The 21,427-nt window shown below is 38.2% G+C and carries 18 protein-coding genes and 1 riboswitch; of the genes, 11 read left to right on the top strand and 7 right to left on the bottom strand.

The window, feature by feature from the left end; translation table 11 throughout:
* Positions 1 to 10 precede the first annotated feature (10 nt).
* From OU989_RS03640 to OU989_RS03675, 8 genes are read left to right on the top strand one after another with little or no spacing between them, the layout of a single operon-like run.
* Complete coding sequence (locus OU989_RS03640; RefSeq protein ID WP_274795761.1) at positions 11 to 2,404, top strand: DUF8725 domain-containing protein; 2,394 nt, start codon at positions 11 to 13, stop codon at positions 2,402 to 2,404.
* Positions 2,404 to 3,339, top strand: coding sequence for an ABC transporter ATP-binding protein (locus OU989_RS03645; RefSeq protein WP_274795762.1), 936 nt, complete (start codon positions 2,404 to 2,406; stop codon positions 3,337 to 3,339). The genes OU989_RS03640 and OU989_RS03645 overlap by 1 nt, the downstream gene beginning before the upstream one ends.
* A complete protein-coding gene (locus OU989_RS03650) occupies positions 3,336 to 4,181 on the top strand; it encodes an ABC transporter permease (protein WP_274795763.1) in 846 nt (281 codons plus the stop codon). Before OU989_RS03645 ends, OU989_RS03650 begins: the two co-directional genes overlap by 4 nt.
* Positions 4,182 to 4,193: 12 nt before the next feature.
* Complete coding sequence (locus OU989_RS03655; protein ID WP_274795764.1) at positions 4,194 to 5,609, top strand: DUF8809 domain-containing protein; 1,416 nt, start codon at positions 4,194 to 4,196, stop codon at positions 5,607 to 5,609.
* Positions 5,610 to 5,620: 11 nt separating this feature from the next.
* Entirely contained in the window at positions 5,621 to 6,616 is a 996-nt protein-coding gene (locus OU989_RS03660) for an AAA family ATPase (RefSeq protein WP_274795765.1), read from the top strand.
* Positions 6,613 to 7,488 carry a DUF58 domain-containing protein gene (locus OU989_RS03665; RefSeq protein WP_274795766.1) on the top strand — a complete coding sequence of 292 codons (876 nt, stop codon included), beginning with the start codon at positions 6,613 to 6,615 and terminating at the stop codon, positions 7,486 to 7,488. The genes OU989_RS03660 and OU989_RS03665 overlap by 4 nt, the downstream gene beginning before the upstream one ends.
* A gap of 11 nt (positions 7,489 to 7,499) precedes the next feature.
* Positions 7,500 to 9,245, top strand: a complete 1,746-nt coding sequence (locus OU989_RS03670) for a vWA domain-containing protein (protein ID WP_274795767.1) — start codon at positions 7,500 to 7,502, stop codon at positions 9,243 to 9,245.
* Positions 9,229 to 11,826, top strand: coding sequence for a VWA domain-containing protein (locus OU989_RS03675; RefSeq protein WP_274795768.1), 2,598 nt, complete (start codon positions 9,229 to 9,231; stop codon positions 11,824 to 11,826). Before OU989_RS03670 ends, OU989_RS03675 begins: the two co-directional genes overlap by 17 nt.
* A gap of 602 nt (positions 11,827 to 12,428) precedes the next feature.
* On the opposite strand, the gene thiW is transcribed toward OU989_RS03675, so the two are convergent.
* The 7 genes from thiW to OU989_RS03710 form a co-directional block, all read right to left on the bottom strand.
* Entirely contained in the window at positions 12,429 to 12,929 is a 501-nt protein-coding gene (gene thiW / locus OU989_RS03680) for an energy coupling factor transporter S component ThiW (protein ID WP_274795769.1), read from the bottom strand.
* Between the two features lie 92 nt (positions 12,930 to 13,021).
* Positions 13,022 to 13,129: riboswitch (TPP riboswitch) on the bottom strand.
* A 65-nt stretch (positions 13,130 to 13,194) separates the two neighbouring features.
* Positions 13,195 to 14,391, bottom strand: a complete 1,197-nt coding sequence (locus OU989_RS03685; RefSeq protein ID WP_274795771.1) for an MFS transporter — start codon at positions 14,389 to 14,391, stop codon at positions 13,195 to 13,197.
* A gap of 341 nt (positions 14,392 to 14,732) precedes the next feature.
* Positions 14,733 to 15,806, bottom strand: a complete 1,074-nt coding sequence (locus OU989_RS03690; protein WP_274795772.1) for an ABC transporter substrate-binding protein — start codon at positions 15,804 to 15,806, stop codon at positions 14,733 to 14,735.
* Positions 15,803 to 16,600, bottom strand: a complete 798-nt coding sequence (locus OU989_RS03695; RefSeq protein ID WP_274795773.1) for an ABC transporter permease — start codon at positions 16,598 to 16,600, stop codon at positions 15,803 to 15,805. The genes OU989_RS03690 and OU989_RS03695 overlap by 4 nt, the downstream gene beginning before the upstream one ends.
* Positions 16,597 to 17,406 carry an ABC transporter permease gene (locus OU989_RS03700; RefSeq protein ID WP_274795775.1) on the bottom strand — a complete coding sequence of 270 codons (810 nt, stop codon included), beginning with the start codon at positions 17,404 to 17,406 and terminating at the stop codon, positions 16,597 to 16,599. Before OU989_RS03700 ends, OU989_RS03695 begins: the two co-directional genes overlap by 4 nt.
* A complete protein-coding gene (locus OU989_RS03705) occupies positions 17,396 to 18,502 on the bottom strand; it encodes an ABC transporter ATP-binding protein (RefSeq protein WP_274795776.1) in 1,107 nt (368 codons plus the stop codon). Before OU989_RS03705 ends, OU989_RS03700 begins: the two co-directional genes overlap by 11 nt.
* Before the next feature lie 16 nt (positions 18,503 to 18,518).
* On the bottom strand, positions 18,519 to 19,061 hold the full coding sequence (locus OU989_RS03710; RefSeq protein ID WP_274795777.1) for a helix-turn-helix domain-containing protein: 543 nt from the start codon (positions 19,059 to 19,061) through the stop codon (positions 18,519 to 18,521).
* Positions 19,062 to 19,467: 406 nt separating this feature from the next.
* On the opposite strand from OU989_RS03710, the gene OU989_RS03715 reads away from it, so the two are divergent.
* The 3 genes from OU989_RS03715 to OU989_RS03725 all read left to right on the top strand — a co-directional run bounded on the left by OU989_RS03715 (position 19,468) and on the right by OU989_RS03725 (position 21,423).
* Positions 19,468 to 20,010, top strand: coding sequence for a peroxiredoxin (locus tag OU989_RS03715; protein ID WP_274797273.1), 543 nt, complete (start codon positions 19,468 to 19,470; stop codon positions 20,008 to 20,010).
* Between the two features lie 149 nt (positions 20,011 to 20,159).
* Complete coding sequence (locus OU989_RS03720) at positions 20,160 to 20,615, top strand: TlpA family protein disulfide reductase (protein WP_274795778.1); 456 nt, start codon at positions 20,160 to 20,162, stop codon at positions 20,613 to 20,615.
* A gap of 145 nt (positions 20,616 to 20,760) precedes the next feature.
* A complete protein-coding gene (locus OU989_RS03725; RefSeq protein WP_031418843.1) occupies positions 20,761 to 21,423 on the top strand; it encodes a potassium channel family protein in 663 nt (220 codons plus the stop codon).
* Positions 21,424 to 21,427: the final 4 nt, after the last annotated feature.

Raw genomic sequence — 21,427 nt, forward strand, 5'->3', positions numbered from 1 at the left:
GGTTGAGCTTTTGAAAAAGACAAAAATCACGGCACTGACCTTATTAATTATGCTTGTAATTAGCTTTATGTTGCCTTCAGCACAAGCAAGTGCTGCTACTACACTAGAGGTAAAAGCAACAGCAGGTATTTCAGGTAAAGCTAAATATCAATCAGTAGTGCCGCTACAAGTTACGGTAAAAAATAATGGCGCAGATTTTTCAGGAGATATGGCGATTAATTCTGCCAATTCCTATGAGGCTGCATCAGCAATGGTCGTTCCAATTGATATAGCAGCAGGAGAAGAAAAGACATTTACTTTCTATCTGGATGGTTTAGCTGACTATAGTTATTCGGAGGCAGATCTATTTGCTTTTTATGAAGGGAGTATTGAAAAAGGAAAAAAGATTGCCTATAAAGGGACAAAACGTCTACAATCTAACTTTTTAGATCCCTCTTCAACATTTATTTATACACTGACGGATAAAAGTGATCGACTTTCAGCATTTTTACGTTTATCCACTTTTGTCGCTCAAAGTAATGTGGAAGTATTTAATATTAATCAATTAAAAGATTATACATTCCCAGAAGATTCACAGGGACTTGCTATGGCGAATGTAATTGTTGTAGATGAAGTGGCAATCGCCGATTTATCACAAAAACAACAAGAATCCTTACTAAAATGGGTACAAGATGGCGGTACATTACTCTTAGGGGCTGCTGATCAAATCGATGCAACAGCAGGGATTTTAAAAGACTATTTACCATTATCATTATCACAAGAGATGACTTCGATTTCTGCAGAGGCATTAACAAAATTGTCTGGTGGCGGTATTTTTACACAGCCTATTTCAGTTTACGCTGCTAAAACTAATGAAGGAAGTCTACCCGTACTAACTGAAAACAATGCAGTGTTAGCAGCAAAGAAAGCAGTTGGTAGTGGAGAAGTTATTCAAACAGCCTTCTCGTTAGGAGATCAACCACTTTCGTCAATGGATGGCTACGCGGCACTTATAGCTAAAATGATTGATGTTCAGAGCATTTCACAGCAAGGGATGATGAGGCAGGGTCAATCACCATTTGACCAAATTTCTTATGAGCTTCGTAACATTAATGAGTTATTCCCATCCTTTGAAGTATCAGTAGGCTATATGCTAATCGTCATTATTCTTTATATTTTAATCATTGGTCCAATTTTGTACTTTGTCCTAAAAAAAATGGATAAGCGTGAGCATGCATGGTGGGTTATTCCATCCATCTCTATTGTTCTTTCAATTGTTCTCTTTATTGTTGGGGCGAAAGATCGAATTGTTCAGCCACAAGTTCAACAATCTGCATTTTATAAGGTAAATGAGGATAGTAGTGTAAATGGATATTATGTGGAATCTATTTTAACGAATCGTAGTGGTGATTTTGTAGTCAATGCAGATAAAAACACGACTGCCGTTGCGTTAAGAAGTTACAATAATTTTACTGGCACGATGGGAGCTCTACATGAGTCTTCCTATATTAAAGAAAATGCCAATGGTTCAACGCTAACATTACGTGACTTAAGCTATTGGTCCGTGCAATCCTTTGCAGGAAAATCGTCAGCTCAAAATATCGGCAAAATGGATATTGATATCACATTAAAAAATGAAAAGCTGTCAGGAACGGTTAAAAATAATTTCCCATTTGCATTAAAGGATGTCACATTAATCTCTGGTGTGAAAGAAGTAAAATTAGGTGATATTGAAGCGAATGGAACTTTACAGGTTGATAAGGAACTGAAAACAACTGTTCTTCAAAAGCCATCTTCATTTAATAGTTACAACTATAGTTACCCATCGACGAAGGATGAGGTAGATCCAATGCGTATTGAACGAATGAAAACGATGGCGTTGCCACTCGTAGAAAATGATAGACAGCCGATTCTTACTGCTTGGACAGATCAAGCTATTGTAGGGGTTGAACTTGAAACAAGTGCCAATATGTCACCAATTACAATGCTTGTTCAACCATTTAAAGGGAAGGTGGAGCTATCAGGTCCATTTACGATGAAGCGCAATAACTTTAACTATACATTAGCTCCACTATCTGCAAGTGGCTATTATGAAAAAATTGATGAGGAATTGAACCAATGGTATCTATCAGATGGTTTATACGAAGTAACGATGGCAATGCCAGATCAATTTATGGATGCTGTTCAATCACTAAATGAACTGACCATTTCTAATAAGGATGTTAAGCGTATGCAGCTGTCGATATGGAATAATGAAACGAATTTGTACGAGCCTTTAGTGGATACAAAACAAGTATTTTCGGATAACATTTCAAAGTACTTTAACCAAGATGGGGAGCTTCGAATCGAAATCAAATATGGTCCTGATCCATCAGGAGAGCAAACGAAGCTACCAGATATAGAGCTGAAAGGAGTGGCAAAATAATGATTGAAATTCGTGACTTAACGAAACGATACGGCTCCTTTACAGCATTAGATCATTTAAACCTTTCCTTAGAAGAGGGTGTAGTATTTGGTTTTGTTGGTGCCAATGGAGCAGGGAAATCAACAACATTCTCTATTTTAGCTACATTATTATCACCTACTTCTGGTGATGCACTGATTAATGGCAAAAGTGTTGTGAAGGAACCGAAAGAAGTAAGAAAGCAAATTGGTTATATGCCTGATTTCTTTGGTGTATATGATCAGTTAAAAGTAGATGAATATCTAGATTTTTATGGTGCGAGCTACGGTATTCAACTGGCAGAACGTCAAGTGCTAATTCCTCAACTATTAGAGCTTGTGAATTTAACAAGTAAACGCTATGAATATGTAGATTTATTATCTCGTGGGATGAAGCAACGGTTATGTCTTGCCCGTGCCCTTATCCATGATCCAAAGGTATTGATCTTAGATGAGCCTGCATCAGGATTAGATCCTCGTGCACGTGTAGAGATGCGTGATATTTTACGAAATTTAAAGTCAATGGGGAAAACCATTTTGATCTCTTCGCATATCTTACCAGAGCTTGCTGAGATGTGTGATGAAATCGGGGTTATTGATAATGGCAAATTAATTGCGCATGGCAATGTAGCTGCAATTCAAGCCCAGTTACAGGGAGAAAAGCGGATTGTGCTGAAAATAACAGATCGACTAGAAGAAGTCCGTGCATTTTTAGAGGAAGATCCACATGTTTCATCTATTGATGTGATCGACAATCGTTTAGAAATTGCCTTTAACTATCGCGGTACAAATGCCGAACAGATAGCATTACTGAAGAAGGCAATGCTTGCTGATTTACCGATCTATGCATTGAATGAAGAAGAAAAAGATTTAGAGGATGTCTTTATGGCTATTACGAAGGGAGCGGACAATCAATGATGGAGAGATTTTATAATCCAGTACTCGTAAAAGAATTGAAGTTACGCTTCCGTTCTTTTAAAAGTTTCTCAGGTTTAATGTTTTATTTAGCAGTACTTTGTATTTTCATTGCAGGATTTTTATTGCTTACAACGGAGTTTACTGGCAAGGGCTTCTTTAGACCAGATACAAGCTTTATGATGTTTGCTGTACTAACAATTTTACAAATGGCATTAGTTCTTTTTATTACACCGAGTTTGACTGCAGGTGCTATTAGTAGTGAGCGTGAAAAACAAACATTAAATATTTTACTAACAACAACACAAAGTTCGACACAAATTGTAGTTGGAAAATTATTATCTTCCGTAGCATTTCTAGTATTGATGCTGGTGGCAGGATTGCCACTATATAGTTTAGTATTTTTATTCGGTGGTGTTTCACCTTCACAGCTGATTTCCATATTCTTATTTTATTTAGTCACTGTCGTAGCAATAGGTAGTATAGGTGTTATGTTTTCAACGATTACCAAAAGAACGATTGTTGCCATGATTGCCACATATGGCTCTATCATCTTTTTAGGAGGTATTACAGCATTCTTCTTCTTTTTAACGATGGCCTTTCATCAGATGGGGAACGCTGTTGGTACTAGTACCTCCTTTATGACTTATTTTTGGGCATCCATCAATCCAGGTGCCTTAATGTTAACGCTAATTTCACCAGAGATGGGAGATGCGTTAGCTGAACTTTCTGGTGTGAAATTACCTGTCTGGATTACTTATTTAATCGCTTATGTATTCATCATTGTGCTTTGTTTAACGATAGCGATCAAAAAATTACGTGCCAATATGAAAAGTAACCGATGAGGAGGAATAGTTATGGAGCGGCGTAAGCAATTACGAAAATATATTCAGCGTGCAAAGTCGAGTTTAACTTTTGAAAGAAGCCTTCCTATTGCACAATATGGCTTGTTTTTTGCATTGCTTTCGGGTGCTTCTCTCGTCCTTATTTCACGATTATTTGTCTGGCCATATTATCGTCAAATAGCGATTGGTGTTTTTGTTACCGTTATGATTGTAACTATTGTTTACATATGGTGGAGACGTGTTAACGAGAAAGAGGCTTTGCATACACTCGATCAATATTTTTCACACAATGAGTTAGTTACAGCGCTATCATTTAAAAATGATCAGGACCCCCTTGTTGAATCTTTATTATCTAAAGCCATAGAGAATGTTGAAAAAGCTTTTGCGGATTTTAAGGCTCGAAAGAAAAATATGTTTCGTCCTAAAGCGTTTATCGGTCTATTTATTACAATAGTTGTCCTAGCTATTCTTTATATGTTCCCGGCAGCTACACAAATAGAAGCGATAGAGGTTGAAAAAGAACGAGCTGTAATTGAAGATATGAAAAAAGAAGTTGCAGAACTAGAGAAAAAGGCACAGACAAAAGAAGTAAAAGAGCAATTGCAAGAACTTCAAAATACTTTAAAAGAGACTGAAACAGCAGAAGAAGCTTTACGAGAAGTTGTCAAAAAACAAAAGGAGCTAGCATTAAAGGAGCAGCAATTAAAGGATAAACAAACAGCTAGTCAAGATGGCGCTACAGAAGATCAAGAATTATCGAAGGATGAGATTGAGCAGCTAAAAGAACTTGCTCAAATGCAGCAAGATCTAACAGAAAATGCAAATGCCACACAAACAGCTATGAGTAAGCTTGGTAAACCAGCAAGTAATTCCTTACAAAATGCGATTGCCAATGCTAGTACCGGAAACAGTAACAATCAACAATCATCAAGTAATTCTCAACCAAGTAATCAGCCAAGTCAGTCTGGTCAAAATAATGCCCAAAGTAGTTCCCAACAACCAAATGGTAAGGGTCAAGGCCAAGGACAGGGTCAAGGCCAAGGACAGGGTCAAGGCCAAGGACAGGGTCAAGGCCAAGGCCAAGGCCAAGGTCAAGGACAGGGTCAAGGACAAGGCCAAGGCCAAGGTCAAGGACAGGGCCAAGGTCAAGGAGCAGGTAGTGGTCAGGGTAGTCGAAATCTATTAACGACACCGAATCGGGTTGGAGGATCCAGTGAAACATCTGTGGATGGTGGAACACTAGGAGATGGTACGCATGTTTCTGAACAACAAGGAAATGGCCCCATAACAAAGGGCTCCATTCGACCTTATGAAGAGGTAATTGGTTCCTATAAAGACAGCTATTTAGAAAGCTCAGAGCGTTTACAGTTACCGAAGGATTTACAAAATGTCGTGCAATCTTATTTCACGTCAATTGAGTCGCAGTAGGAGGAAAAGAAATGGCATTTACAGAGCAACAGTATGTTGAAATGAGTACGAAATTACAACAAGTTAAAGAAGAAATTCATCGTTTCATTGTTGGGCAGGAAGAAGCAATTGATTATACATTGTTTGCAGTACTAGCGGATGGTCATGCATTGTTAGAGGGTTTACCAGGTTTAGGGAAAACGATGTTAATTCGTACAATTTCTGAAGTACTTGATCTGTCGTTTTCACGTATTCAATTTACACCAGATCTTATGCCAGCAGATATAACAGGAACGAGTATGATTGAACGTACACCTGATGGTAAGCAGCAATTTACATTTCAACCGGGGCCAATCTTTAGTCAGATGGTGTTAGCCGATGAAATAAATCGTGCAACACCAAAAACACAAAGTGCTTTGTTAGAAGCAATGGGAGAGAAAACGGTGACGATTTTGGGGGATACGAAAAAAATGGCGAAACCTTTTTTCGTATTAGCAACGCAAAACCCAATTGAGATGGAAGGAACTTATCCATTACCTGAAGCGCAAATGGACCGTTTCCTTTGTAAAATTCTTGTACCATACCCTGAAAAAAATGAACTTATGGAAATTATGAAACGAACGACAGGCGCTCAAGAAATTGATTTACAGAAGCTCATGAATACAGAGGCTCTTATCGAAGCACAACAAATGGTGAAGGAAGTAATGGTTGCCGATGAAATGTTAGAATATGCAACTGACCTAGTGGTGGCTACACATCCTGAAAGACCAGATGCTCTTGATGAGGTTAAACAATATGCTATGTATGGCAGTGGTCCACGTGGATTGCAAAGCTTAATAAAATTGGCAAAAGCTAGAGCATTGATGAATGGACGTTTCCATGTTTCTGTAGCAGATATTAAATCCGTGGCAAAACCAGTTTTACGTCATCGGATGTTGTTGAATTATGAAGGGGAGGCTTCAGGAAAAACAACAGATGATGTAATTGATGTTATTTTAGAAAAAGTTCAGCAAGGTATAAGCAAGTGACAGAGAAATACTTATTGCCCGAAGACTGGTTAGCGAAAATCAGTCGTTTCCAAGTAGCGACGGCCTCCAAACTACGTGGGCAACATAAGGGCTCACACCGTTCACAGCGCTTCGGGGCCTCCCTCGATTTTTCAGATTTTCGAGAATATCATTTAGGTGATGATGTTCGTCAAGTAGATTGGAACGTTTTTGCGAGAACAAATAAATACTTTATTAAAAGGTTTCTAGATGAACAAGAGATGCGTGTCCATATATTGCTAGATACTACCAAATCGATGGGAGAGGAAGCCAAATGGCTATTTGCTCGTCAAATAGTGGCGTCCCTCGGTTTAATGGTACTAGGGCGAGATGATCGCCTATCCTTTTCATTTGTCCAACATGAAGGAAAACCGCCATTTCGACGTAAGGGTGCAATGTATCGCCGTGCTTTTTTGCAGGTAGTGACTGAAATAGAGGAAGCTAGTTTCTCTAGCAGTTTCGCCCAGGGGGCATTAAAAGCTTTACCTAAAGATAGTACTGTGCTATTCATTATCACAGATGGGTTAGAGCCGATTGAGGAATGGGAACAGCTGTTAAAAAGGTTACCACGATATGCAGGCGATGTTCGCATGTTGCAAATTGTAACCCAGGAGGAGCTTTCACCCAATTATTCCGGTGATGTCCGCCTCCTAGATCGTGAAACAGGGAAAGATGTCAATGTAACGATGTCCTCTAAAGTTCTAGAAACCTATCATGCAAGGCGATTATTACATGAAGAAGAGTTAGAGGCCATTTGTCGTCGCTTTGGTGTTCGAAAAATACAATTGAAAGTGGAAGATGGTTTTCAACATGCGATTTTCCAACAATTATTAAAAGCACATTGGATTAGGTGAGGTGAGCCGTATTGGGCTTTAGTCAAATTATATTTAGCTGGACGGCCATCATCCCGGTCATTGTCCTACTTTATTATTTCTTTCGTAAAAAGTATACAGATCAAACTGTCTCTTCAACTTTATTTTGGTCTGAAATTATGCAGGAAACCCGTGTATCGCCTTATTTAAAGCATTTACAAAAAAATGCTTTACTTTATTTACAGCTGCTTGCCTTATTGCTGCTTGTATTGGCACTCATGAATCCGTATGTTAAAAAATCTACGATTGTTGGTGCACAAACGATATTTATCGTTGATACTTCAGCTACGATGCTAGCAGGTAAAGATCAATCAACCTTTGATACACATAAACAGGAAATGTTGTCATTAATGAGCGAGCTAAATGGGAGACCTGTCACATTAATAACAACTGGTGCTACTCCACAAGCCGTTTTACAGCGAGAAACAAACACAAATGAAATTGAAAAAGCGATTAAAAATTTACAAGTAACCTATGAAACCGCAGAAATAAACAAGGCACTTGATGTTGCACAGGCATTTGTTGGTGATACGCCAACTTCTATTTATGTTTTTACAGATACACTTAATAAAAAACAATTACCGATGGACAAAGACTCAGTGAAATGGCTAGTAAGAGGGGCTCCAAAGGACTTAACAAATATCGCTATTACACGATTTGCTGCTACGACAGATGGACAGGCTACGATGGCACTTGTACAGCTACATAACGATACACCTGACGAGCAAAAGGTAACACTAGCTTTGCAAAATGCTGAAGGGAAAGAGGTTGTAGCAGAAAGTGTAGTTGTGCCTCCCAATGAAGCTATTACAAAAACATTCAAAAATTTACCTTTAACAAAGTCAATGACTGCTCTTATCGATGCAAAAGATGATTATAAGGTAGATAATCAACAAACCGTTCTACTACAAACCGAAACTTCAAAAATGGTTGTTGATCAAAGCATGCATCAGTTGATACAAAAAGGCTTTCAAACCGTTAGTAGTGGGGTGAAAATCGTTCCATCACTGCAAGTAGCAGACAATCTGGATGCGAATGTGATTACGAACCAAACGGCTTTATTGGAGAAAATGGAAAAGCCTCTTGTGTTATTTGGTCGTGATGATGCTGAAAAGATGGAAGTAAAGGGCACAATAAGTATTCAAAGTGACGCCTTATTTGCATTTAGTGAACTAAAGGATGTTTATGTAAATGCTATTTATCCTGGATTTGCAGATTATCAAACTATTGCTTCTGTGGGGGATGAACCTTTCATTCAACGTTCTCCGAAAGGGGATATCATTGTTTTAGCCGATATTGCTGATACAGATTGGCCATTACATCCATCATTCCCGCTATTTTTATGGAGTATTGAACAGCAATTATCAGAATCTGTTGGTTCCCTTGGTATTTTCACACCAAATGAGCAGCGTGCGGTTGCTTTAGCACAAGGAGACTGGAGTGTTTATTCACAAGAAGATGAGTTTCAATCATCTATCACGAATGGCATGCTAATTGCACCAAAACAACCAGGTATTTATATGGTTCGTTCAAATAATGAGGAAAAACATTTTATCGTGCAATTACAAGCACAAGAACGTGTCATTGAACAAGGGACAAGCTTTACCTTAGGTGACATCCCAGACAATGGGAAGGAAGAAATATCAAAGGCATCTTTCGTACCTTGGCTTATTATTATTATTTTAATATTGCTTGTTTCAGAGTGGGAGGTGCAACGACGTCGTGGATTTACGAATTGATTGGCCATTAGTATTGTTGCTATTACTTCCATTGTTCTTCTATTTTGGATGGACTTATTTTCGTGAAAGGCAGCGACTAAAAAAGAGTCATATTGTTGTGCTTGCTATTCGCATAATCGCAGTAGGGTGCTTAGTTTTTGCGTTAGCTGGTCCCTATCTATTATTGCCCATAAAAGAAGAACAAATTGTGTATTTAATAGACCGTTCTGCTTCTATGAATGGTACAGAAGATGAGATGGTTCAGTTTATACAGGAAAGCCTACAATCGAAAAAGGATCAACAGCTTGCAGGGGTGTATTCTTTTTCTTCCACTTTACAAACAGAAGCCATATTATCAAAAACGCTAAAGGAAGTACCGAAGCTTACTGAAATAAAAGCAACCGATCAAACGAATATTGAACAAAGTCTCCAACTGGCAACCGGTATTGTTAATCCAAAAAAAGCAACTCGTTTTGTGCTATTAACTGATGCTAATGAGACAAAAGGAGATGTCTTAGAATTCGCTACAAGGTTAAAAGACTCTAACATTAGTGTAGATGTTGTACCTTTTAGTCAGCCTGTTGTGCATGATGTTTCGCTAAAAAGCTTTGTATCCCCTCAAGTTGCTTATGTAGGGGAGCAGCAACAATTAGTGACAGAGATTTATGCAACAGCAGCAGGTAAAGGTGAGCTGCTATTATATGAAAATGATGAGCTTATTCATCGTGAGTCTATTGAGCTTAATGAAGGTACGAATATGTTTACCTATAAGCACGCAGCGACTGCTGAAGGACTAGTAAAATATGAGGCTGTTGTACAAGTAGGACAGGATGCTATTTTTGAAAACAATAAGTTAACAAGTGTCACAATGGTGCAAAGTGAACCACATTTACTCATTGTCAATGGTTACGAAACAGCCTCACCTATCGCAGCAGCACTTGGTAGTCAATCCATAGCCTTTGATGTTATCGAGCCTAAAAGTTTACCAAATGAACTGTCCAGCTATTTGCAATATAATGCAATCATTTTTGACAATGTTCCTGGCCATTTAGTAGGTGAGGCAAAAATGAGTGTTATTGAGCAAGCTGTCAAAAACTTTGGTGTAGGTTTCACCATGGTTGGAGGGGAAAACAGTTTTGGTTTAGGGGGCTATTTCAAAACGCCAATTGAAACTTTATTACCTGTAGAAATGGAAATAAAGGGAAAAGAGCAACTACCTTCATTAGGATTAGTCATTGTACTCGATCGTTCTGGCAGTATGTCTGGGTCCAAGCTCGAGCTTGCTAAGGAAGCTGCTGCACGTTCAGTAGAAATGTTGCGCGATGAAGATACATTAGGATTTATCGCCTTTGATGATCGGCCATGGGAGATTATAGAGACAGCGCCTCTGAGTAGTAAAGAAGAAGCAGTAGATACGATTTTATCTGTTACACCAGGTGGCGGAACAGAGATTTATAGTTCACTTGCAAAAGCCTATGAAAATCTTGCAGATCTAAAGCTGCAACGTAAGCATATTATTCTCTTAACAGATGGGCAATCACAGTCAGGGAATTATGAAGATTTAATTGCTGATGGGAAAGAGAACGGTATCACATTATCGACTGTTGCGATTGGTCAAGATGCCGACGCAAACTTACTAGAAGCGCTAAGTGACATGGGCAGTGGTCGTTTCTACGATGTTATTGATGAGCAAACCATTCCTTCTATTTTATCTCGTGAAACAGCTATGATTTCCCGTACCTATATTGAGGATAACCCATTTTATCCAGCAATCTATAATGCGGCAGGTTGGAATACACTGTTTGCTAATGGTGTCCCTCAAATGAATGCATATATTGGGACAACAGCTAAACAAGGAGCTACCGTCATTGCAGAAAGTAAGAAGGAAGATCCTGTGTTAGCACAGTGGCAATACGGTCTAGGTAAAACATTCGCCTTTACATCCGATTCTACCGGAAAATGGACAGGAGATTGGGCAAGATGGCAGGATTGGGGGACATTTTGGCAAACACTTATTTCACAAATGCTTCCTAGTTATAATGATGTTGCCTACGATGTGAGATTGGAAACAGATGGTTCCTTTATGATTACAGATCCTACAAATGAAGCAGCATTTTTAGATATTGTAGCAGTTAATGAAGCAGGTGAAGAGCTAGAAACACAACTTGAAACCATTTCGACCTCTCAAGTTCGAGCTACTGTACAGGCTGAACCAGGATTAATTTTCTTCCGTATAGCTGATGAAAAGCAGGCCATATATCAAGCAGGACTAAGCGTTCCTTATAGTGCTGAATATGAACTACTTCCTGTAAATGAACATTTAGTAGAAGAATTAACCAAACAAACTGGTGGATCTGTCTTAAAGGAACCACAAGAAGTTTTCCGTGACTTTGCAAAAAAAGGAGCGGACCGTCAAAACATTGCCTCATGGCTTCTCCTAGCAGGCATGCTACTATTCTTTATTGATATTACAATAAGGCGTTTTGGCTGGAGCTTCCTCACAAAACCGAAGAAAAAAGAACAGCTCGTTGAGGAAAAACCTGTACAGGCAGAAGACACCAATGTTGCCCAATTATTAAAGGGTATGAAAAAAAGATCGTAATATAGTAGAAGCAGTACAAAACGAAACAGTTTTGTACTGCTTTTTTATATTCTTTGAGGTGAATGAAAAAGTAGTCCTCGATTGAGCGGTGAGGGTGAGTGCACTGCAAAGAAGTGTAACTGCTTATAGAGTTGAGGAAAACGCTCCAAGAAGGGGGATCCTCGCTCGAAAAGTGGGGGAAAGCGCTCCAAGGGGTGTAGTATCCGCTCCAAAAGTAAGGGAAAGCGCTCCAAGGGGTGTAGTATCCGCTCCAAAAGTAAGGGAAAGCGCTCCAAGGAGTGGTGTATCCGCTCGAAAAGTAAGGGAAAGCGCTCCAAGGAGACAGGTCTCCGCTCGAAAGTAAGGAGAAGCGCTCCAAGGAGTGGTGTATCCGCTCGAAAAGTAAGGGAAAGCGCTCTAAGGGGTGGTGTATCCGCTCCAAAAGTAAAGGAAAGCGCTCCAAAAAGTGGTGTATCCGCTCATAAAGTAGGGAAAGCGCTCCAAAGAGACAGGTATCCGCTCCAAAAGCAAATGTCCCCGCTCTAAAAGAACAAACAAAGTTATCATCAGATATAATGGAATTTCTCCATCTAATACTATATAAAAACACAGAACCCGTTCACTCAATAAAGTGAAGAATTAAAGCTCTTTACTAGGACGGTCTTCCGCAAACTGTTAGCAATCACTACGCCTAAAAGAGCACCTATAGTACTGGATGTTAAAAAGGCTGGCATGAAGAATAAGGCAGCTACGGAGGTCCCCATTAGTAACTTTGCATAAGGTACAGCGATCAGTGAAGCAAGAATTCCTGTTCCAATGATTTCGCCAATGCCAGCTAACCACATTTTACTGCTGTATTTATAAGCGAGGGCAGCACATAATGCGCCAATAACACTGCCAGGGATCGCTAATAATGATCCTGTCCCTGTAAGGATTCGAATGATGGCAGTAACAAAGGCAATTAGGACTGTAGGAACTGGTCCTAATAGAATTGCACCTACCACGTTAATTGCATGCTGGATGGGAAAGGCACGTGCAATTCCTGTCGGGATGGAGACAAAGGTAGAGCCTGCTACGGCAATAGCTACTAATAAAGCCATGACCGTTAATTTACGAATTGACATCAAGTTCACTCCTTTTGATAAAGTTTCACTAGGGAAATAAAAAGGCCGCTACCTAAAAACAATAGGAAGCGGCCTCGCGTATACAATGATAATAGCAAGTAGCGCCACTTCCCTCCGCTAGTATGAACTAGATCAGGTTCAAAGGGTCCGTATCTAAACATATACGTCTCAGCCTTTTAAAGACTCCCCTAGTGGTTAATTTTATTTAATTAGTTTACCAACATTAATGTAACATACTGCTAAAAATAGTCAATGATTTTTCAGACTACTTTGTATCTGGATGCATTAAATGAGGTGCTTTTTTCAATGTCCAGATAAGAGCAAGGAAGAAACATGCTAATAATATGATGGAGCCAAAAATATACGGGCTGTTCATATTCCAGTCGAATAATAGACCTGCTAATGCTGGTCCAATCATATTACCAAGACTCATATAAGCATTATTCAAGCCTGCAGCAAATCCCTGTTCTTTCTCTGCAAGCTTTGAGATTAGCGTATTAACAGCTGGTCGAATTAGTGTTGTTGCTGTAGAGAAAATAGTTGCTACAACTAATATAAGGGCAAAGCCAGAAACGAATAATATTAAGAAAATAGCAACGGATGCAATAAATAAATTGACTAATACGACTTTCATTTCACCAAAACGATTAAATAGTGGTGTAATAATAAACATTTGTACAACGACCCCAAAAGCACCACCGACAACTAAAATAATCGCGATATCTACGGGTGTGTAATTAAACTTTTCTGTCACGAATAAGGACAAAGTCGTTTGGAAATTAGCAATGCCGAACGAGAACACGAGCATAATTATGAGCATAACAAAATAAGGCATATGTATGGAACGAGCCATTTGCTTCGCCAGATTGTCTTGCTTTTGTTTCTGCTGAGCAGTGTTTGGTTTGGTAGAAGGTAATAAAAAGTAAGATAAAATAGATGCTACAATGGCAGCAGCTCCAGCTGTGAAAAATGGGAAGTGTAAGCTTACCTTTGCCAAAAAGCCACCAATACCAGGTCCTATCATAAAACCAAGAGACATAGCAGCACCTAACATACCCATTCCTTTCCCACGTTCTTCATAGGTTGTGACGTCGGCTACAAAAGCCATAATAGGAGGTGCAACAAATGCAGAACCAAGACCACCTAAAAAGCGTGCTAGAAAGAGCATCCATACGTCTGTAGCAAGGCCAAAGCCGATTTGTGCAAGACCTGTCACGATAAGACCGAAAATAATTAAATTTTTTCGACCATACTGATCCGAAAGATTCCCAGCAATTGGAGAAAATACGAATTGAGCTAAGGCGAACGTTGCAATAAGCATACCTAGAATTTGTCCTGCTGCACCGAATATTTTTAAGTACTCAGGCATGACAGGAATAATAATCCCAATACTCCCCATTGCGATAAACATGTTAAACATTAAAATATACAAAGCCGCCTTATTGGACTTCTGCTGGGTCATCGAATAAACCCCCTTTTTTTGTAATCAAATATAGTACAGTCTATCATAAAGAATTATCGCTTGGCTATTAGTTAAGATTATTGAAGTGGTTCGATATTTAGAATGGTTTTCCACAAAAGTTTTCTTCTTAGGTTATTTAAGATGACATGTGATGCTATATTTCTAAGTTTTAAATAATAAATTATTCATTTGACAATTGCATGATAGAAGGGGTATGTGAAAATGTGGTCATATACTAAAGTTTCTGTGACAGAAAGAACTGAATTGTTTTTTAACTATAATGAATATGCATGCAGATAAAAACTAGCGAATTGGTGTGTGAACCAATTCGCTAGTTTAAATTATCGTATACTCATTTTAAATTCTAAAAACAATTCATTATATTTTCCTAAATAGTCTGGCCCTAAGTTTTTATAGACCTCTAATGTTTCTCGTTGTTCCTCTGAAGGGTAATAGCGTTCATCAGAAACAACTTCTTCGTCCATTAAGTCCATCGCTGCAATATTAGGCGTAGAATAGCCCACATAATCGGCATTTTGAGCACCAGATTCAGCACTTAGCATAAAATTGATAAAGGCATGGGCACCATCGATATTTTTCGATGTTTTGGGAATAACCATATTATCGAACCATAAATTCGAACCTTCGTCAGGTACAGCAAAATCTAGTTCCTCATTTTCATACATCATATCGGCTGCTTGCCCAGACCAAGTGAGGGCTACAGATGCCTCATTATTGATCATTAATGGTGTAATTTCATCACCAATAATGGCTTTTACATTGGGTGCTAGTGTGATTAACTTATCAGTCGCTTCACGTAGTTCGTGATTATCTAATGAGTTCAGTGAATAGCCTAGACTGTTTAAGCCCATTCCAATGACTTCACGAGCACCGTCTACTAAAAAGACTTTACGCTTTAATGAAGGATCCCATAAATCTTCCCAAGAAGAGAAATCTAAATTACCAACAAGACTCGGATTATAAACAATGCCTACTGTTCCCCAAAAATAAGGAACGGAATATTTATTGTCATCATCGAATGGTAAATCTAAGAAGTAAGGATCGATATTTTTTAAGTTAGGGATTTTCGTTTTATCTAAAGGAATCAATAAATTTTCTTCCTTCATTTTTTCAATCATATATTCAGAAGGGACAGCAATATCGTAAGCTGTTCCGCCCTGTTGAATTTTTGTCATCATGGCCTCATTGGAGTCGAACGTTTCATAGATGACATGAATACCTGTTTCTTTTTCAAATTGCTTTAATAGGTCAGGGTCGATATATTCTCCCCAGTTAAAGATCGTTAAAGTGTTTTTTCCACTTTTACCGCCACCTGCACTTAAGGCGTCCGCCGCATAGAATAAAAGGGCTGAAACAACAAGAATGGCGATGGTTGCTTGAATTAAAGACTTCATCGTTGCCCCTCCATTCTTTTACTTGTACGACTTGTAATGAAATAATACCCTACGACGATTAAAACAGTAACAAAGAATACTAAACCAGAAATAGCATTAACCGTTAGAGAAATTCCTGCACGCGCCATTGAGTAGATTTCAACCGATAATGTACTGAAGCCATTACCAGTAACGAAAAATGTCACGGCAAAATCATCTAATGAATAAGTAAGAGCTAGGAAGAAGCCTGCAAAAATACCTGGTTGAATATAAGGTAAAATAACACGCATCATGACATCCTTTTTTGTTGCCCCTAAATCTAATGCTGCATCAATTAATGATTTATTCATTTCAAGTAGTTTAGGTAGAACCATTAATACAACAATCGGTACACTAAATGCGACATGTGCTAATAAAACAGAAGCAAAACCTAATTTAATGCCAACCATTGTAAATAAAATTAAGAAGCTTGCCCCGATAATAACGTCTGGGCTGACAATTAAGACATTGTTTAACGATAGTAAAGTATTGCGCATTTTTGAGTCTTTGACTGTGACAATACCAATGGCCCCGAGCGTCCCAATAATAGTAGAAATTAAAGCAGAAAGTAATGCAACAATTACAGTATTAATTAAAATAACGAGTAGACGTGAATCCTCAAAAACGGCCTGATAATGCTCTAATGTAAAGGATTCGAAATTATTCATGGAACCGCCACTATTGAATGAGTAAAAGATTAAATAGAAGATTGGTGCATACAGAACGATAAAAACAATCGTTAAATAGACTTTGGCTGATGTAGATAGTTTGTTCATCGTACGCGACCTCCTTTATCTTTTTGTCCCGTAATTAGCATAATGATTACCATGAATAAAATTAAAAACACAGCAATAGTTGAACCCATGCCCCAATTTTGTGTCACAAGGAATTGCTGTTCAATCGCTGTACCAAGTGTAATAACACGGTTCCCAGCAATTAATCGCGTAATCATGAACAGTGATAGAGCAGGAATAAAGACGACTTGAATCCCAGATTTAACGCCATCCATTGTCAGTGGTAAAACAACACGACGGAAGGTAGTAAAGGCAGATGCTCCTAAATCACGGGATGCATAAATAAGTGTTGGGTTTAAACGATCTAGCGAGTTGAAGATCGGTAAAATCATAAATGGAATAAAAATATAGACTGACACAAAGACAAAGCTAATATCCGTAAAGAGCATTTGCTTTGGATCGAAGCCAAAAACTTCGATAAATGCATTAATTGGTCCGTATAAACCAAAGATACCGATAAAGGCATATGTTTTTAACAATAGATTAATCCATGAAGGAATAATAATTAGCAGTAGCCAAAGTTGCTTATGCTTTGTTTTCGTTAGAAAATATGCAGTTGGGTATGAAATTACTAAAGTAAAGAATGTAATTAAAAATGCATACCAAAACGAACTCAATGTCATCTTTAAATAAACAGAAGTAAAGAACGCTTTATAGTTATCGAGCGTGAAATTGCCATGTAAATCGAGTAGGGAGTAATAAACAACGAGTGCAATTGGCGCGATAACGAAAAAGGCAATCCATAAGACATATGGAAATAACGCTGATTTCGATGTCTTAGTTTGCATTTTCGTCGTCTCCATATGACTCTAATCGTTTATCGAACTCTTCCTCTGTTTCGTTTAAACGCATTACATGAATCGCCTCAGGATCAAAGTCTAAGCCGATTTCTGTCCCTACTTCTGCTTTTTTCAATGAATGAACTAACCATTCATTGCCATCCTTGTCGTACGTAGATAATTCATAATGAACGCCACGGAATAGTTGAGTATCCACTTTTACGACAAGTTTGCCTCTTTCAATTGTTGTCATTTCTAAATCTTCAGGACGAATGACAATATCAATTTTTTCATTTGGCTTCATCCCTTGGTCAACACATTCGAAAATTTTGCCAGTAAACTCCACTTTGAAATCTTCAATCATTACACCAGGCACAATATTAGATTCACCAATAAAATCAGCTACGAAGCGATTAATTGGTTCATCATAAATATCTACTGGTGTACCAGATTGCTGAATTTCCCCTTCACTTAAGACAAAAATTTCATCACTCATCGCTAGTGCTTCTTCTTGATCGTGAGTGACAAATACAAAGGTTTTACCAAGACGTTGCTGCAATTCACGTAATTCATATTGCATTTCAGTACGTAGCTTTAAGTCTAATGCTGACAATGGTTCATCCAGTAAAATGACTTCAGGATCATTGACAATGGCACGTGCAATCGCCACACGTTGACGTTGACCACCAGACATCTCGGAGATTTCTCGGTTGCCGTAGCCTGCTAAATTGACAAATTTCAGGGCTTCAGCGACACGTTCTTTTATTTCAGTTTCAGGCAGCTTCTTAATGCGTAGTCCAAATGCAACATTTTCAAAAACGTTTAAATGCGGAAACAGAGCATAATCTTGAAAAACCGTATTGACCTGACGTTCATTGGCAGGCACTGCATTAATTTTTTTATCGTGGAAAAACACATCACCTGTTGTTGGTTCTGTAAAACCTGCAATAATACGTAAAATCGTTGTTTTCCCGCAACCAGATGGACCAAGCAGTGTATAAAATTTACCTTTTTCAAGCTCTAAGTTAATATTTTTTAAGACGACAGTACCGTCACTATAGGCCTTTGAAACATTTTCAAAGCGGATAATTGAATTCGTTGTCATTGATGTGCCTCCTTAGCTATAAATATGAATCCGTTGCAACGAGTAAAATTTTCGTTTCTGCAGCGTGAGCATTAAAAATTTGATGATGGTCTGTCGCGTCAAAATAAAGGGCATTACCTTCACTTGCGATATACTGTTCATTCCCTAAAACGAGACGAATACGCCCTTTGACCACATAAATAAAAGTTTCTGAGAGCGATGGCTCAAACTGTTTAAACTCACCATTAGCAGCAAACGTTAAGAAAATGGGCTCCATTTCTTTCTCATTGGATGTGGGGATCAGCCATTGAATTTCATATTTTTTTTCTTCATCTGTATAGGTAGATTGATCTTCCTCTGTATAAACAACCTTCTGTTCAGGTGATTCATCATCAAAAAAGTCCTTAGGTGTTGACCCTAAAACTTCTAAAATCGAAAATAATGTTTCAATAGAAGGTGAGTTCAAATCACGTTCTAATTGGGATATATATCCTTTGCTTAAATCTGTACGTTCTCCAAGTTCCTCTTGGGTAAGACCCTTTTTTAAACGAAGCGCTTTAATTTTTGCTCCTATTTGCATCTTTTCCCTCCTAGAAGAAGTTTAGCAATCATAAACTTTAGAAATATGAAGTTTACTTTAACGAAACTTTTAGTTTACTAAAACCATTACAATTATACATAATAATTAAAAATTTGCAATCGTTTTTGGTGAAAAAAATGGCTACTATTTGTAAAAAAATTAGGCATAAAAATTAAGGAGAAAATTTTTGTATAGAGTAGAATAATATTGTTAAAAATAGTTAATAGATAAGCGGTAGTAGAAATTCCAACTGTGTATTTGACGAATTTTTGTCAATTCACTTTAATCGTACAAACAGGCGGAGTTTACTTGTTTGAAAAACAACGATTACTCTGCTATCGTAGTAGACGAGTTCGCTTGTGCGAATGGAACATATAATCTACATATTTATTCGGAGGGATTTATTATGGCAGAACGCATGGTAGGTAAACAAGCACCTGACTTTACAATGGAAGCAGTACTTCCAGACAAATCATTTGGAAAAGTATCTTTAGAAGATATTAAATCACAAGATAAATGGACAGTTCTTTTCTTCTATCCAATGGACTTCACATTCGTTTGTCCAACAGAAATCACTGCAATGAGCGATCGTTATGACGAGTTCGAAGACTTAGATGCAGAAGTAATCGGTGTTTCTACTGATACAATCCACACTCACTTAGCATGGATTAACACAGACCGTACGCAAAATGGTCTTGGAGAATTAAAATATCCATTAGCTGCTGATACTAACCACCAAGTATCTAAAGAATACGGTGTTTTAATTGAAGAAGAAGGTATTGCACTACGTGGTTTATTCATCATTAACCCAGAAGGCGAATTAAAATACCAAACAGTATTCGATAACAACATCGGTCGTGATGTTGATGAAACATTACGTGTACTGCAAGCATTACAAACAGGCGGCCTTTGCCCAGCAAACTGGCGTCCAGGTCAAGCAACTCTATAATCAAAACAGAGTCCAGCTATTAGTTAACAAATTAAGAGTCCCCACGACAAGCTTGTGGGGACTTTTAACTGAATTTTTGTGTTTAGGAAGGTTTATAGACCGTTATTTATCTATCCGAAAACAATGTATATATTAGAGGAGGATTTCTTATGAAACTTCGTGAACAAATGCCCGAACTAGTAGGCGCAACAACATGGTTAAATGGTGAAGTATCAAAAGCTGATTTAGTTGGCGCAAAACCAACATTAATCCACTTCTGGTCAGTAAGCTGCCATTTATGTAAAGAGGCAATGCCAGATGTTAACAATTTCCGCGATCAATATAAAGATGAATTAAATGTTGTAGCAGTACATATGCCACGTTCTGAGGCAGATACTGACTTAGACACAATTAAAGCGGTAGCTGCAGAGCATGATATTGTACAGCCTATCTTTGTAGATAGTGAAATGAAACTAACAGATGCTTTTGAAAACCAATATGTACCAGCATATTTTGTGTTCGATAAAGATGGTCAGCTTCGTCATATGCAAGCTGGTGGTAGCGGTATGAAAATGCTAGAAAAACGTGTAAACCGCGTACTAGATGAGATGCGTAACGCTGAATAATAAAATATGGGGAGACGGGGATCTAGATCAGGTCCTCGTCTTTTTTCATTGTCCTCTATTGTCGAATCGTTCTCGTTTTGACAATACATATCGCAGAGAATACGCTACAATGGTGTTATAGTAGTTTTCGGAGGGATTTTTTATGATGAAAAAAGAGTTTGCGGTCATAGGGCTTGGACGATTTGGTGGAAGTATTGTTCGTGAATTAATGAGTCAGGGCGCACAAGTAATGGCGATTGACCATTCTTCAGAGCGTGTAGACGAATTTGCTTCTATTGCTACTCAAGCTGTCATTGCAGATTCAACAGATGAATCGGTACTGAATTCACTAGGTATCCGAAATTTTGAGCATGTGATTGTAGCAATAGGTGAAGATATTCAAGCGAGTATATTAACAACAATCATATTAAAGGAGATTGGTGTTGAGCAAATTACGGTGAAGGCTCAAAACGATTATCATGAAAAGGTTTTGCGTAAAATTGGTGCTGATTTTGTTGTCCATCCAGAGCGAGATATGGGTATTCGTATTGCCAACAATATGTTATCGAATACAGTGCTAGATTATTTAGAGCTATCAGATGAACACTCTATTATGGAATTGAAGGCAAATGACGCAATCGCGGGATACTCTATTATGGATTTAGATATTCGTGCGAAGTATGGCATTAACATTGTGGGTCTTAAACGTGGTGCTGATATTATTGTATCGCCTCAGGCAAGTGATAAGATTTTATTAGGGGATATCATGCTTGTGATTGGTGCCGATGTGGATATAAATCGATTTGTTAAAAAGGCATTGAATGGGTAAGAGA

It is taken from the genome of Lysinibacillus irui, assembly GCF_028877475.1.
Classification (GTDB): Bacteria; Bacillota; Bacilli; order Bacillales_A; family Planococcaceae; genus Lysinibacillus; species Lysinibacillus irui.